This is a genomic window from Alishewanella sp. HL-SH05, assembly GCF_052655985.1.
This window is the reverse complement of the sequence record NZ_CP199753.1, coordinates 3,316,142-3,331,016: the sequence shown is the minus strand read 5'-3', so window position 1 is coordinate 3,331,016 and position 14,875 is coordinate 3,316,142. Positions and strand designations below refer to the sequence as shown.

15 protein-coding genes and 1 pseudogene are annotated in these 14,875 nt (G+C 47.3%); 11 read left to right on the top strand and 5 right to left on the bottom strand.

Annotated features, from left to right (window positions below; all coding sequences use genetic code 11):
- The first annotated feature begins 9 nt into the window (after window positions 1–9).
- From ACUJFL_RS15245 to speD, 7 genes are all read left to right on the top strand, one after another.
- Window positions 10–597: an anthranilate synthase component II gene (locus ACUJFL_RS15245; protein WP_445427918.1), complete on the top strand. Its 588-nt coding sequence runs from the start codon at window positions 10–12 to the stop codon at window positions 595–597.
- Between the two features lie 271 nt (window positions 598–868).
- A complete protein-coding gene (locus ACUJFL_RS15240) occupies window positions 869–2,086 on the top strand; it encodes an aspartate aminotransferase family protein (protein WP_226751074.1) in 1,218 nt (405 codons plus the stop codon).
- A 117-nt stretch (window positions 2,087–2,203) separates the two neighbouring features.
- Complete coding sequence (gene astA / locus ACUJFL_RS15235; RefSeq protein ID WP_226751075.1) at window positions 2,204–3,223, top strand: arginine N-succinyltransferase; 1,020 nt, start codon at window positions 2,204–2,206, stop codon at window positions 3,221–3,223.
- Window positions 3,224–3,238: 15 nt separating this feature from the next.
- Window positions 3,239–4,708: a succinylglutamate-semialdehyde dehydrogenase gene (gene astD / locus ACUJFL_RS15230; RefSeq protein WP_445427917.1), complete on the top strand. Its 1,470-nt coding sequence runs from the start codon at window positions 3,239–3,241 to the stop codon at window positions 4,706–4,708.
- 135 nt (window positions 4,709–4,843) lie between these two features.
- Window positions 4,844–5,194, top strand: coding sequence for a DUF3802 family protein (locus ACUJFL_RS15225; protein WP_306177704.1), 351 nt, complete (start codon window positions 4,844–4,846; stop codon window positions 5,192–5,194).
- 122 nt (window positions 5,195–5,316) lie between these two features.
- Entirely contained in the window at window positions 5,317–5,727 is a 411-nt protein-coding gene (locus ACUJFL_RS15220; RefSeq protein WP_226751078.1) for an OsmC family protein, read from the top strand.
- A gap of 72 nt (window positions 5,728–5,799) precedes the next feature.
- Complete coding sequence (speD, locus tag ACUJFL_RS15215; protein WP_445427916.1) at window positions 5,800–6,606, top strand: adenosylmethionine decarboxylase; 807 nt, start codon at window positions 5,800–5,802, stop codon at window positions 6,604–6,606.
- Between the two features lie 58 nt (window positions 6,607–6,664).
- On the opposite strand, the pseudogene ACUJFL_RS15210 reads toward speD, so the two are convergent.
- Together ACUJFL_RS15210 and ACUJFL_RS15205 are read right to left on the bottom strand one after the other, a co-directional pair.
- Window positions 6,665–6,769 (bottom strand): annotated as a pseudogene (locus ACUJFL_RS15210) (hypothetical protein); the annotation flags it as partial.
- Between the two features lie 89 nt (window positions 6,770–6,858).
- Complete coding sequence (locus tag ACUJFL_RS15205; RefSeq protein ID WP_226751080.1) at window positions 6,859–7,740, bottom strand: phosphoribulokinase; 882 nt, start codon at window positions 7,738–7,740, stop codon at window positions 6,859–6,861.
- 269 nt (window positions 7,741–8,009) lie between these two features.
- Here ACUJFL_RS15205 and ACUJFL_RS15200 point away from each other — a divergent pair, with 269 nt between their 5' ends.
- Complete coding sequence (locus ACUJFL_RS15200) at window positions 8,010–8,405, top strand: MAPEG family protein (protein ID WP_226751081.1); 396 nt, start codon at window positions 8,010–8,012, stop codon at window positions 8,403–8,405.
- On the opposite strand, the gene ACUJFL_RS15195 is transcribed toward ACUJFL_RS15200, so the two are convergent.
- The 3 genes from ACUJFL_RS15195 to ACUJFL_RS15185 form a co-directional block, all read right to left on the bottom strand.
- On the bottom strand, window positions 8,402–10,174 hold the full coding sequence (locus ACUJFL_RS15195; RefSeq protein WP_445427915.1) for an ExeM/NucH family extracellular endonuclease: 1,773 nt from the start codon (window positions 10,172–10,174) through the stop codon (window positions 8,402–8,404). The two genes, ACUJFL_RS15200 and ACUJFL_RS15195, sit on opposite strands and share 4 nt — an antisense overlap.
- Window positions 10,175–10,271: 97 nt before the next feature.
- Window positions 10,272–11,561: a phosphoribosylamine--glycine ligase gene (gene purD / locus ACUJFL_RS15190; protein ID WP_445427914.1), complete on the bottom strand. Its 1,290-nt coding sequence runs from the start codon at window positions 11,559–11,561 to the stop codon at window positions 10,272–10,274.
- 20 nt (window positions 11,562–11,581) lie between these two features.
- Window positions 11,582–12,391, bottom strand: coding sequence for a class I SAM-dependent methyltransferase (locus ACUJFL_RS15185; RefSeq protein ID WP_445427913.1), 810 nt, complete (start codon window positions 12,389–12,391; stop codon window positions 11,582–11,584).
- 180 nt (window positions 12,392–12,571) lie between these two features.
- Between ACUJFL_RS15185 and trmJ the strand changes: the two genes are divergently transcribed.
- The 3 genes from trmJ (at window position 12,572) to iscR (ending at window position 14,872) form a co-directional block, all read left to right on the top strand.
- Entirely contained in the window at window positions 12,572–13,315 is a 744-nt protein-coding gene (gene trmJ, locus ACUJFL_RS15180; RefSeq protein WP_226751085.1) for a tRNA (cytosine(32)/uridine(32)-2'-O)-methyltransferase TrmJ, read from the top strand.
- Window positions 13,315–14,130, top strand: coding sequence for a serine O-acetyltransferase (gene cysE / locus ACUJFL_RS15175; RefSeq protein ID WP_445429099.1), 816 nt, complete (start codon window positions 13,315–13,317; stop codon window positions 14,128–14,130). Before trmJ ends, cysE begins: the two co-directional genes overlap by 1 nt.
- A gap of 262 nt (window positions 14,131–14,392) precedes the next feature.
- Window positions 14,393–14,872 carry a Fe-S cluster assembly transcriptional regulator IscR gene (gene iscR / locus ACUJFL_RS15170; protein WP_226751086.1) on the top strand — a complete coding sequence of 160 codons (480 nt, stop codon included), beginning with the start codon at window positions 14,393–14,395 and terminating at the stop codon, window positions 14,870–14,872.
- Window positions 14,873–14,875: the final 3 nt, after the last annotated feature.

Sequence of the window (14,875 nt, the reverse complement as noted above, 5' to 3'; positions counted from 1 at the left end):
TAATACCCTATGCTGCTGATGATCGACAACTATGATTCTTTTACTTGGAATCTGGTGCAATATTTTGCTGCCTTAGGGCAGCAAGTTGTGGTGCGCCGCAATGATGACATCAATGTCGAACAGATCCGCACCATGGCTCCGCGTTATCTGGTGATTTCACCGGGGCCAGGTAACCCTAGTCAAGCGGGCATCAGTTTAGCCGCTATTGAGGCTTTTGCCGGTCAGATCCCCATTTTAGGGGTTTGCTTAGGACATCAGGCGATAGCACAAGTATTTGGGGCTAAAGTGGTACGGGCGTCCCGTGTGATGCACGGTAAAAACTCGATTATTCAACATCAGCACCAGTCGGTGTTTCAGCAGTTACCCTCACCACTGAGTGTGACGCGTTATCATTCGTTGTTGGTAGAGGCCGCAAGCTTACCGGCAAATCTGCAAGTCAGTGCCACAACTATTCCGCTTAATGAAAACGAGCCGCCTGAAATTATGGGCCTGTACGACCCAGCCTTAGCACTACATAGTGTGCAATTTCATCCGGAAGCGATTCTCAGTGAGCAAGGACAGCGGATGCTCGCAAATTTTTTAGCAGTGACTATTTAAGCTTTTCATAAAAATAGCGCGGTTTACCGCTAAGGCATAGGCTGCTGCATCTCGCCGAGCATTTCGCTTTCATTGAATATTCTTAAGAAGCGCTTGAATATTCATTTCCACTGCAAATCTATCTGTATCCCTTGTTTTTTCAGGTGTTGCTACAGATGTAGATGCAAGACAACGTCAGTATAATCTGTAATAATGGCGCTATCACGATGTCAATACTGACACCTATACGTGCAAGCTATTCCCTACAAATAAGCGAAAGAGGAACACGAATATGACCGCAGAGATCCAAGTAACCCGAGCTTTGTTCGATGACGTAATGGTACCCAATTATGCTCCAGCAAAATTGATACCGGTAAAAGGGCAAGGCGCTCGCGTTTGGGATCAAGAAGGTCGGGAATATATCGACTTTGCAGGTGGTATTGCGGTCAGTAGCTTAGGTCATTGTCATCCTGCGTTAGTGAATGCGTTAAAAACGCAGGCTGAAAAACTGTGGCATTTAAGTAATGTTCTCACTAATGAGCCTGCGCTGCGTTTAGCGAAAAAGTTAGTCGACGCGACCTTCGCCGAAAAAGTGTATTTTTGTAACTCGGGTGCTGAAGCTAACGAAGCGGCCTTTAAATTAGTGCGTCGTTGGGCTTTAGACAATTTTGACGAGAGCAAGCAAGAAATTATCTCGTTTGGTAAGAGTTTCCATGGCCGGACATTCTTTACCGTTACGGTCGGCGGCCAAGCGTCTTACTCTGACGGTTTTGGTCCAAAACCCGGTGCCATTGTGCATGCTGAATTTAATAACTTAGACAGCGTGAAAGCGCTGATCTCGGATAAAACCTGCGCCATCGTTGTTGAGCCCATTCAAGGTGAAGGCGGCATTATTCCCGGCGATGCAGCGTTTTTAAAAGGGTTACGTGAGCTGTGTGATCAGCACAATGCCTTATTAGTTTTTGATGAAGTACAAACAGGCGTTGGTCGCACAGGCCAGTTATATGCTTACATGAACTACGGTGTCACGCCCGATATATTAACCACGGCAAAATCGCTTGGTGGCGGTTTCCCAGTGGGCGCTATGTTAACCACCACGGCGATTGCACAACATTTAAAAGTGGGTACCCATGGTAGTACTTATGGCGGTAACCCCTTAGCTTGTGCCGTTGCTGAAGCCGCAATCGACACCATCAATACCCCTGAAGTATTAGAAGGGGTATTGAAAAACGAAGCTATTTTCCGCGAGTGTTTAGCCACGATTAATGCCGAGCACAAGGTGTTTGCCGAAGTGCGTGGTAAAGGCATGTTGTTAGGTGCGGTATTAAACGAGCAATACAAAGGCCGTTCACGTGAGTTTTTCTTAGCGGCAGCTGACCATGGTTTATTTGCTTTAGTTGCTGGCACCGATGTTGTGCGCTTTGCACCCTCTCTGGTTATTACCGAAGCTGAAATTCGTGAAGGTATGAAGCGTTTTGCATCTGCCGTGGCGCAAGTTGTCAAAGGCTAAGCGGTTTACGCGTTTTTGCTTGTCGATAAGCGTTAATTCAACTGCATGCTCAGTCAAACTTGGGGCTTTTAGCTCTGAGTTGCGACCGCGGCCTGTATCAGAATGGAGTAAGCTAGCATGATGGTGATTCGCCCGATCCGAGCGAATGATTACCCCGCACTGTATCAAATGGCGGTAGAGTCAGGACATGGCTTTACCTCGTTGCCGGTTAATGAAGAGCTGCTGATGCGTAAAATCAGTCGTTCGATGGCGTCTTTTAATAAGACCGTCAGTTCGCCCGGAGACGAAGGTTATTTGTTTGTGCTGGAGGATACGTCGAGTGGCCAGGTGTGTGGTACCAGTGCGTTAGAGGCCGCCGTAGGGCTAGAAGATGCGTTCTATCATTATCATCTTGGTAAGGTCGTGCATAGCTCGAAAACCTTAGGCGTGTACAAAACGGTCGATATCTTGACGTTATGTAATGACTACACGGGCGTAAGCGAATTATGTACTTTGTTTTTGCGACCGCCGTTTCGCCAGAAGTTTAATGGCCGCTTGTTGTCTAAAATGCGCTTTTTATTTTTAGCTGAGTTTGCTGAACGTTTCTCAGATAAAATTATTGCCGAGTTACGTGGTGTATCTGATGCCCAAGGTAACTCACCATTTTGGCAATGGTTACAAGCCCACTTCTTTTCAGTTGATTTTCCAACGGCAGATTACTTAACAGGCATTGGTCAAAAAGAGTTTATTGCCGAACTGATGCCAAAATATCCAATTTATGTCAGTTTGCTGAGCAAAGCCGCACAGCAAGTGATTGGTCAGGTGCACGAACAAACCCGCCCGGCGCTCGCTTTGTTAGAGTCTGAAGGTTTTTCTTGTCGTGGTTACGTCGATATTTTTGATGCAGGCCCAACGGTAGAAGCGCGCATTTCACAGATCAGAGCCATCCGAGACAGCCAGCGTTTACAAGTGCGCATTGCTGAGGCAACGGGAAGTGGTGAGGCCTATATGATTTGTAATACGACCCTAAGCGATTTTCGAGCTTGTTGGGCAGAGTTACAACCGCAGGCCAATAGTACAGAAATTAGCATTCCCGCCGAACTCGCTAAGGCCTTGCAGGTCAATGCTGGTGAGTGGGTGCGGATCAGCAAACTATAATAATAGGAGAGACAGATGAGCCAAGCAGTGCAGTTTATTAACGGTCAATGGCAGGCAGGTGAAGGTCAAGCTTTTCACTCTATCGATCCCGCAAAAAATAAGGTTATTTGGCAAGGCCAAGCGGCCAGTGCCACGCAAGTTAAGCAAGCGATCCTCGCCGCGCGTCAAGCACAAATTGCTTGGGGAGACTTGGGTTTTGCAGAGCGTGTGGTGTTTGTTAAACAGTTCGCCGCCCAACTAAGCAGCCATAAAGAACAACTGGCGGCCTGTATTGCTGAAGATACCGGCAAAGCGTTATGGGAAAGCCTAACCGAAGTGGGCGCCATGATCGGTAAAATAGACATTTCAGTGCGCGCCTATGAAGAACGTACCGGCACCAAAGAAAACCCGATGCCACAAGGGCGAGCGTTTTTACGTCATAAACCACATGGTGTTGTGGCGGTGTTTGGCCCGTATAACTTTCCTGGCCACTTGCCTAATGGCCACATTGTACCCGCACTTCTCGCAGGTAATACCGTGGTGTTTAAACCGTCGGAATTAACGCCAAAAGTAGCAGAATTAACCGTTAAGTTATGGCAACAAGCCGAACTTCCCGCCGGTGTGTTAAACCTAGTGCAAGGTGAAGTTGATACAGGTAAAGCCTTGGCCAGTGATGATGGCATTGATGGTTTGTTTTTTACCGGGAGTTCTCGCACCGGCCATTATTTACATCAACAGTTTGCCGGCCGACCAGAAAAAATTCTGGCACTGGAAATGGGCGGAAATAACCCCTTAATCGTGCAAGATGTGGCAAATATTGATGCTGCGGTGCACGATATTGTGCAATCGGCCTTTATTACCTCAGGCCAGCGCTGTACTTGTGCTCGTAAGTTATTTTTACCTGTAGGCGCTAATGGTGATGCGATTTTACAGCGCTTGTTAGAGGTTAGCCGCAACATTCAAGTGGGTGAATACGATGCCCAGCCGCAGCCATTTATGGGGGCCATGATCTCCGTCCAAGCAGCGAAAGGGATGTTAGCCGCGCAGCAGCAGCTAGTGGCGTTAGGCGGAGAGATCTTACTGCCGTTAAGCCAACCTTATGCCGATAAAGCCTTGGTCACGCCAGGTATTATTGAGTGTACGCACATTAGTGATTTTCCAGATGAAGAGCACTTTGGCCCTTTATTAAAAGTGTTCCGCTTTAGCGATTTTGATGCCGCCATTGCTGCAGCGAATAACACCAGCTTTGGTTTGTCAGCGGGCTTGTTAAGCGACAGCCATGAGCTGTATCAACACTTCTACAAGCATATTCGTGCGGGTATTGTAAACTGGAACCGGCCTATCACAGGTGCCAGTTCAGCGGCGCCATTTGGTGGTATAGGTAAAAGTGGTAATCATCGTGCTAGCGCTTATTATGCCGCCGATTATTGCGCTTATCCCGTGGCGTCGGTAGAGTTAGAACAAGTGGTGTTACCCGAACAATTATCACCCGGCTTACAATTTTAAGTGCGTCAGTTTATCGGCGCTTCGGCGCCGATTTGTTTTTCATGACATTGTTTGCTTAAATAAAGAGAGTTGATAACACAACATTTTGGCTGTTTATCAGCAAAACTCGCCGCACTATGACGATATAGGTACAGTATGGTTATTGATAAAGTCGGTTATGAGCATCTTATTCAGTTTTTAACTGAACATTTAGATTTATTTACAACTCAAGGCTCCGCAGATGTATCGGGTAAATCGATAGGCGCTTTATTAGAAGAGCATATTGCAGAGCAAATTATTACCTTGTGCACGCAACATCAAGAACTCGAAATGAATCATCGCGCACTGATTATCCGTGAGATTGACGGTATCATGTATGATTTTCAAGAAATCCTTGCCTCGGTATTAGACAATACCGCCACGCCACAACAAGTCGAATTAATTAACGAGATCGCGCTGTTAATTAAAAATTTATTTGATAACGCCATTGCCGAATTATTTGATTAACAATTACTGATGTTACCCGTATACACGGTATGGCTGCTCGGCAGCTAATGTGCGATTTTACTAGCGGCACACTGGGCTTTTACGTAGAATACTCACCCTTGTTTTAAAGCTGAGATACGAAGATGAAAGCCAAGGTCAGTTGGGTCAATGGGTTAACCTTTTTAGGTCAATCTGAGAGTGGTCATGCCGTAGTATTCGATGCCGATCGTGACAGTAATACTGCACCGACGCCAATGGAAATGCTATTGATGTCAGCCGGCGCATGTTCTTCGGTTGATGTGGTCAGTATTTTAGAAAAAGCACGTCAGCAAGTGTCTGCTTGCCGGGTTGAATTATCCGGTGTGCGCGCTGAGACCGTGCCTAAAGTCTTTACTGAGCTGCATTTACATTTTGTTGTTAGCGGTAAAGCCTTAAGCGAAAAGCACGTAGAGCGAGCCGTAAGCTTGTCTGCTGAGAAGTATTGCTCAGTGTCTATTATGTTATCGCAAAGCGTAAAAGTAACTCACTCATTTAGTGTTGAAGACGCTGAGTGAATCAATTGTCTGCACGGTCGGGCTGAAAGTTAACTACGGCGTATTTGGGCGTCGTTAGCGGAGAGCAAAGAATTGGTTAAGCCTTTTGAAAAACTGAAACTGCACGGATTTAATAACCTGACTAAAAGCTTAAGTTTTAGCATTTATGATATTTGTTATGCAAAAACAGAACAGCATCGTCAAGAATATATTGAGTATATCGATGAGCAATACAACGCTGATCGTTTAACCGATATTTTGACCGAGGTGGTGGATATTATTGGCGCCAATGTTTTGAATATTGCCCGGCAGGATTATGATCCTCAAGGTGCCAGCGTGACCATTTTGGTCAGTGAAGAGCCGGTACTGGTTGATCCGGACAATACTGAAAACCCTGGGCCATTACCTGAGGCGGTGGTTGCGCATTTGGATAAAAGCCATATTTGTGTGCATACTTATCCTGAAGTGCACCCGCATGCCGGTATTTGTACGTTTCGAGCAGATATTGAAGTATCAACCTGTGGCATTATTTCACCGTTAAAAGCGCTGAATTATTTGATCCACAGTTTTGAATCGGATGTGGTGACCATCGATTATCGGGTACGGGGTTTTACGCGTGATATTAGTGGTACTAAACACTACATCGACCATCCGATCACATCGATCCAAAACTTTATGGATTACGATACCAAGAAAGCCTTCCAAATGATTGACGTTAACGTTTATCAGGAAAATCTATTCCACACCAAGATGATGCTAAAAGAAGGTGATTTAAACAATTACTTATTTGGTATGGGCACGGATTCGATGACCGCCGATGAACAAAAAGACATCAGTAGTAAGGTGTTTCGCGAAATCCGTGAAATTTTCTACGGTCGCAATTTGCCAGAAGTAAAATAACGGCAACGACAGACAGTACGGGCAACAGCGGAGGGGCGCTGTTACCTGTACCGTTGTGTTACTTGGTTTTCGGTCTTACCGCAATCACCTCAATTTCCACTAACATTCCTGGTCGCACTAAACCGGCAATTTTTACCGTTGAGCGCGCCGGAAAATTAGGTTTTTTCGCGGCTTCACCAAACTAAAAAAGCAAACATCAAGGGCACTGGCAGGGCAACTTAGTTATGCTAAAACGGCATTAAGCGTCAAGTTTTAGTACAAAAATTGTGAATTACGGCGCTTCTGCATCAACGCTTCAATCAGCGGCGTTAATATTAACTCCATCGCTAAGCCCATCTTGCCGCCTGGCACCACTAAGGTGTTAACCCGAGACATAAAAGATCCATCAATCATCTTCAAATAATAGGGAAAGTCGACATGTTTGATCCCGCGAAAGCGGATGACCACGAAGCTTTCATCTAATGATGGGATATCTTTGGCACTAAAGGGGTTAGACGTATCAACCGTAGGTACGCGTTGAAAGTTAATATGGGTGCGAGAAAACTGCGGAGTAATGTGGTTAAAGTAGTCTTCCATGCTGCGCACAATACTGGCTTGCACTGCTTCGCGGCTGTGCCCACGTTCAGAGGTATCGCGAATAATTTTCTGGATCCACTCCAAATTAACAATAGGCACCATACCAATCAGCAAATCGACATGTTGGGCGACATTCTGTTGTTCGGTAACGGCACCGCCATGCAACCCTTCATAAAAGAGCAGATCGGTATTCGCGCGTAACTCTTGCCACGGTGTAAAAGTGCCCGGCAGTTGGTTATAGGGCACCGCTTCATCGAAGGTATGTAAATAGTGGCGAATTCGTCCAGTACCTGTTTCAGCATAGCTAGCGAAAAAGCTCTCTAAAGCCGCAAAATCGTTGGCTTCTGGGCCAAAATAGCTAATATGTCGACCTTCTTCACGTGCTTTACGTACCGCTAAATCCATTTCAGGTCTGCTAAAACGATGAAAGCAATCACCTTCAACAAAGGCTGCATCGATACCCAGTGTACGGAAAATATGTTTAAAGGCATTGGTCGTAGTTGATGTGCCTGCACCCGATGAACCGGTAACCGCAATAATAGGATTTTTGTGCGACATAGTGTCACCCTGTAACTGAAATTAGCTTCACCTTATCGGATTTGGGCCTAGCGACGCAACTATTATCCATTCAGGTTTGTGTCGCATGACCGATTAAATTTTGGGATTTGCTGGGGTTAAGCTAGGCAAAGGCAGCGTATTGTTGGAGTAAGCTACTGGGTTATGCTAACCGCCACAAATAACAACTGACGCGAGATTTAACTGATCCGAAATGAGCTGAACGAGTACAAAGCCACAGTAGGTTTAATACGATATTTTTGGAGAATGCCATGGCAGATATGCTGCTAACCTTATTAATTGTTGCAGTGATGCCTTATTTAGCGAAGGCGCCTTTGGTGTGGGCAATGCAACAGGCCGGGGGCTATGACAATCATTATCCTCGGCGGCAACAAGCATTATTAAAAGACTTTGGGGAACGTTGTACTGCGGCGCATTACAACAGTTTTGAAGCCTTAGGGTTATACATTGCGGCGATAGTATTTGTGGTTGCAGCGGGGAACGTCACAAGCTCAATGCTCATCGCTGCTTGGTTGTTTGTGGTTTGTCGACTGGGCTATTTATTGTGCTACTGGTTAAATTGGGCGGCTGCACGCAGTTTAATTTGGCTTGGCTCGGTAGCGGCAGCCATCAGCTTAATGCTGATGGCGTTAGCCGAATTACCTTAAAAGCGGAAGGTAGCAATAATCGGATCGTGGTCAGAAGAGCGATAAGGTGTTGGCGCATATAATTGTTGCTGTTGCGCCGCTGATTTAAAGCGTAAGCTGTAATCCAGTAATACCGGTTCATCCGCATTAATGGGCCAGTGCTGAAAATGGCTTAGCTGTTGTGCCAAGGCTGGGCTAGCTAACATGTGATCTAAAGATCCGGCTCGGCCTCTGAATACAAAAGAGTAGGATGCGTGTTTATTCTCGTCTAAATATTGCCAGCCTTGCTGTTCTAAATAGGTAATCGGATCTTCAAAACGATAGGCATTTAAATCACCTAGCACCACTTGGTAGGATGTGGCAATGCCAGTGGGCGTGGTCGTTAACCATTGCTGTAACGCAGTCACGGCTTCTACTCGAGCTGCATTCCAACACGCTTGACCATCAGCTTGATCTTTTTGCAGTGCATAATCACTGGCATTGGCGCGAGGGCAACTGCCTTTAGATTTTAAGTGACCAAGTGCCAAGGTGAGTTGTTGGTTTGAGGCAAGATGCCGAAAACTTTGCGCCAGCGGTGGCCGATGCAAGCGGGTAAACGGCGCTGCGGTATTAACTGCGGTTTGCCCAATGGCTTCAATACGCTCTGAGCGATAAAACATACCGACTTTTATAGCATCTGAACCTGGTGCCACCGCGGTTGTAATCATGCTATACGGTGAAGCACTGCGCTCATTAACAGCGGCTAATAATGTCGCAATAGCGCTGCCCTCATCGTAGCCATTATTTTCTAGTTCTAGCAAACCAATAATATCAGCGTCTAGGGCGACGAGTGCTTCAACTAATTTGGCTTGTTGTCTGGCTAATTCAGCGGATGAACGAGCTCCTCGGCGTGTTGGGAAAGGCTTATCCTGGCCATGGCCGTTAAAGAAATTCAGCACATTATAACTGGCAATTCGCAGTTCGTTCTGTTGCACCGGTGTCGGTACCGCAGGCCGTGGATTAGCACTGACAAACTTAGCTGGTGACGTGGGCAAAATGCGATAGCCGCGCTCGTCTTGATGTACTATACCGGCAACATCTAATACCTGATCGCCAATCCGTAAAGTGCTGCTGGCGCTTAAGCCGTTATTAGGATATGGCAGAGGGTCGGGGTTTTGTTGCCAATGGCCATCATCTAACCAGATTTCTTGGCGGTTTTGTTGCTCTGCCAGTTTTGCAGCAGCTTCGCCCGGACTGACGACTTGCGTCGGCACCATTAAACGTTCATTTGCCAGTAAAATCTCGCCATAACGACCTAAAGGATAAGTATCGGCGACTAACAGCGGTTGGCTAAAGGCCACCCACATCCCTTCATAAGCTTCCCAACTTTGTTCTGCTGCCAGCGGTAAGCTCAAGGCTAAGGGTTGTGTGCTGCTCTGGCCGCAGGTGTTAAGCACGGTTGCATCCACCAGGCTGGTCTGCTGTTCAATTTCAGCGACGGTGCCTTGTACCGTTAAGATCTCCCCGACTTGATAATTTGCCGCATCCGCGAGGCTGAGTAAAATCGCTTCAGCGGTTTGAGGATCGTTATCAGGCTCGACACTTTGTAACATGAGCCCTGGCATAGGCCCATCGAGGTAGACGGGGGCTGATACCACACCTTGCAGCGTAACGTGCTGTCCAAGCAATGGGCTGATTTCTGCCGTGCCTTGAACTTGCGCAATGCTATGAGTGGTTTCGCCACAAGTGGTGGGCGGTTGCTGACATGCTGCCAGACATAAACTGATAAAACCGAGTGCAATAATTCGCATAATCTATCCTATGAAAGCCGATAAAAAAGGTGCCGAAGCACCTTTTAACACCCTTTAATTAGGGCAAATCTAATTAGCCTAATGGCTAATAAAAACGTTAAGCTTGTTGCTCACGCGCAATAGCGCGATAGCCAATATCATGACGATAATACACATTATCCCAATGAATTTTTGTCACAAGCTGATAGGCCGCTTGTTGTGCTTCGGTAACGCTGTTACCCAATGCGGTGGCACATAACACGCGGCCACCATTCGTCACGACATCGTTGCCAACCAGTTCGGTACCGGCATGAAACACTTTACCCGCAAGGGCTGCGGCATCGTCTAAACCATGGATCACTGTGCCTTTAGCATAAGCATCAGGGTAACCCCCAGCAGCCATCACCACACCTACTGCCGCTTTAGGGCTAAATTGAATGTCGGTTTGTGCTAATTGACCTTGCACCGCACTTTGACATAAAGCCACGAGATCTGACTCTAAGCGCAGCATAATCGGTTGTGTTTCAGGATCGCCAAAGCGACAGTTAAACTCTAACACTTTAGCCGAGCCATCTGCGGCAATCATTAAACCTGCATATAAAAAGCCGGTAAATACATTACCTTCAGCGGCCATACCTTTAACGGTAGGCATAATCACCTGCTGCATAACCCAATCATGCACCGCAGGGGTGACTACGGGGGCAGGAGAATAAGCACCCATTCCACCAGTATTTGGGCCTTTATCGCCGTTATCACGCGCTTTATGATCTTGCGAAGAGGCAAAGGCCAGAGCATGGCTGCCATCCACCATCACAATAAACGAGGCTTCTTCACCGGTCAGGAATTCTTCAATGACTACGCGACTGCCAGCATCACCAAATTTATTACCCGCCAGCATATCATCGATAGCGGCAAAAGCCTCTGCCTCGGTTTGCGCGATAATGACACCTTTACCTGCGGCTAAGCCGTCGGCTTTGATCACTATCGGCGTGCCGAGGCTTTTTACATAGGCTTTCGCCGGAGCAATTTCAGTAAAGTTTTGGTAAGCGGCTGTAGGGATGTTGTGCCGTGCCAAAAAGTCTTTGGCAAACGCTTTTGAGCTTTCTAATTGTGCCGCAGCTTGGGTTGGACCAAAAATGGCTAAACCAGCTGCACGAAAGCGATCGACAACGCCTTTGGCTAAAGGCGCTTCAGGGCCAACAATCGTCAGATCAATCTGTTCTTGTTGGGCAAAAGCCAGTAGACCTGCCACATCATCGGCAGCAATAGCGACATTTTGCAACGCCGCTTCGCGAGCGGTGCCCGCGTTGCCTGGTGCGACAAATACTTCGGTTGCCAGTGGAGATTGTGCTGCTTTCCACGCTAGGGCGTGTTCACGACCACCGCCGCCAATTACCAATACTTTCATCAGTTTGTCCGTTTGCTCAGTTAGTTAATGGGTTTGCGGAATTTTAACGTCATGCGATCGCTTTCGCCGATAGCTTGATATTTTGCTCTATCTTGTTCACCTAAACGTAAAGTAGGTGGCAAAGTCCACACACCTGAAGGGTGGTTGGCAGTATCTTTGGCGTTGGCATTGATTTCGCTGCTGCCTTCAAATACAAAACCCGCTTGCTCGGCTAAACGCACCGCCATGCTTTGCGGCATGTAGCCGCTGCGTGTCCATTCGGTGTTTAATTGGCTTTCAGGTAAGCGGTGTTCAACCACACCTAATACGCCACCCGGTTTTAATGCGGTAAAAAACTGCTTGTAGGCTGCAACCAGCGCGTCTTCACCACCGCCAATATACCAGTTGTGTAAATTACGGAAGGTTAATACCACATCGGCTGAGTTAGCAGGAGCAATAGTGACACCGCCAGCAGCCGAAAACTCGGTGACCTGAACTTTACTGTATTGTGGTTGGCTCGCCATTTTTTCGATAAAGGCTTTGCGGCTACGCTGACCATACTCTGACGAGTTGGCAGGAAAATGTGCCGCATAGTAAATGCCTTTTTCAGCAACGAGTGGCGCGATAATTTCCGTGTACCAACCGCCGCCGGGAGAGATTTCAACAACGGTGCTTTGTGGCGTAACGTCAAAAAAGGCCAAGGTAGCGACCGGATTGCGGTATTGATCACGCTGTAAATATTCAGGCGTACGTAGCGGATTTTTTACAGCGGTTTCTAAAGCTTCATTTGCGGCAAGTGGCAAGCTGCATAATAAAGCAGTCAGGCTTAATATTTTGCTGAAACGTAACATAATGGTGAGCTCCTTTTAGGGGTGGCTGTAGTTTAGCAAAGCAACTGCAGAATTGCAGCGTCTTTCGTTGCCCAATAAATAGGCACTTTTGTTTTTTTAGGTGGCTAGACTGCTAATTTTCAAGCTACAATCTGCCGTGGCTATGCTAGAATAGCCCCCTTTTTTAGTGTGAGTTGCATTATGTTAGATCAGATTAAAGTGGTATTGGTGGGCACGACACATACGGGTAACATGGGTTCGGTTGCTCGAGCTATGAAAACGATGGGTTTGTCACAGCTTTGTCTGGTTGCACCGAAAACCGCCCCTGACGGCCAAGCCTATGCCTTAGCCGCGGGTGCCAGTGAAATTTTAGCTAACGCGCAAACGTTCGAATCTTTAGCCGAAGCCGTGGCCGATTGCAGTTTAGTGGTCGGCAGTAGTGCGCGTTCTCGCACCTTAAGTTGGCCAATGTTGTCACCGCGTGATTGTGGCTTAAAAGCGGTAGCAGAAGCTACGGCAGCACCGGTGGCGTTAGTGTTTGGCCGAGAAAGTAGCGGCTTAAGTAACGAAGAGCTGCAGCTGTGTCAGTACCATGTGTGTATTGATGCCAATCCAGAATACAGCTCGCTTAACTTGGCGATGGCCGTACAAATTATTTGTTACGAAGTGCGAATGGCGCATTTAGCGGCCAAGCCGTTACCTGAGGTCGCGGATGATGAAAAATATCCAAGCTCAGCGCAGATGGAAAACTTTTATCAACACCTAGAAACCGCCTTGCAGCACACGGGCTTTATTATTAAGCAGCATCCAGGTGTGGTGATGACAAAACTGAAGCGCTTGTTTACTCGCGCTCGACCTGAAGAGGCGGAATACAACATTTTACGCGGCATTTTAACCTCGATGCAGCGTCTTGAAAAAATTGATCAGACGAGTCACAAGGAATAATAGGCATGTTCTCCGGCATCAAAGAAGATATCCGAAGTGTATTTGAGCGCGATCCGGCAGCACGCAGTGCCTTTGAAGTACTGACCACTTACCCTGGCCTACATGCCATTTGGCTACATCGCTTAAGTCATCGTTTATGGCGTGCTCAGTGGCGTTGGTTAGCGCGTTGGCTCAGTACCCTTGGGCGCTGGCTAACGGGCGTGGAAATTCATCCTGGCGCTAAAATTGGCAGACGTTTTTTTATCGATCATGGTATGGGCGTGGTGATAGGTGAAACGGCTGAAATTGGCGATGATTGTACGCTGTACCATGGTGTGACCTTGGGCGGTACGAGCTGGAGTCCGGGTAAACGGCATCCTACTTTAGGAAATGGCGTGGTCATTGGTGCCGGTGCCAAAGTACTCGGGCCGTTAATGGTGGGCGACAATGCCCGTATCGGTTCCAACGCGGTCGTGGTTAAAGATGTGCCAAAGGCAGCAACGGTTATCGGTATTCCGGGACGCGTTGTATCTAAGCCCGATGCCGATGTGTCTAAACAGCGACAACATTTAGCCAAGAAATATGGCTTTGATGCCTACGCGGTAGCGGCAGATAACCCGGATCCGGTTGCCAATGCGATTGGCAGTTTATTGGATCATATCCAAGTGCTCGACAATAAGGTTGCTGAACTTTGTCACAGTGTTAATGCGCTAGGGGGCAATGTGTGTGAAGAAGTGCCCACGGTCAATATTGAGGAAAGTGATTTTCGGGAAGCGGAGCAACGCGCTGCCGAGCAGCGCTGTAAAGATGAAGAAGTGTTTGATCCGCGGGTCTAATGGTTAATCGCGAATACCGATAAGTTTAGGCTTTAGCATGACGCTGTTTGCTCAGCTTAATGAACCTTGAATCATCCCTGAGGCGCGATGATTATCTGCATTGCTGCAGTTCATCCTTGGCCTGTAAAGGTTGATTTAGAGCAAACAAGCCATACTGAACAGGCGGGTATTCGGTTAATACCTGACTAAAACACTAGGGTTAATACTTGACTAAAATAGTCAGGAATGTAAAATGGACCCCATTCTGAAATGGGAGCCAATTATGCGATTAACTTCAAAAGGCCGTTATGCCGTGACTGCAATGTTAGACGTTGCTTTACACGCAGTACAGGGACCTGTACCTCTCGCAGACATATCAGAGCGACAAGGGATCTCACTTTCTTATCTTGAACAATTATTCGCTCGTTTACGCAAGCACGGGCTGGTAAGCAGTGTACGTGGCCCCGGCGGCGGTTACCAATTAGGTATGGCAGCAGCGGCAATCTCTATCTCTGCCGTGATCGCTGCGGTAGATGAGTCCGTAGATGCCACACGCTGCCAAGGCAAATCCGATTGCCATGGTGGTACTCGCTGCTTAACCCATACGCTGTGGAGTAATTTAAGCCACCGTATAGAAGACTTTCTGACCAATATTTCGTTAGAAGAACTGGTCAATCAACAAGAAGTGCGGCAAACCGCTCAGCAACAAAGCCGTAAGTTAAAGAATCCTGCCACTGATATTGACGTCAGTTGTCAGCTGTAAGCG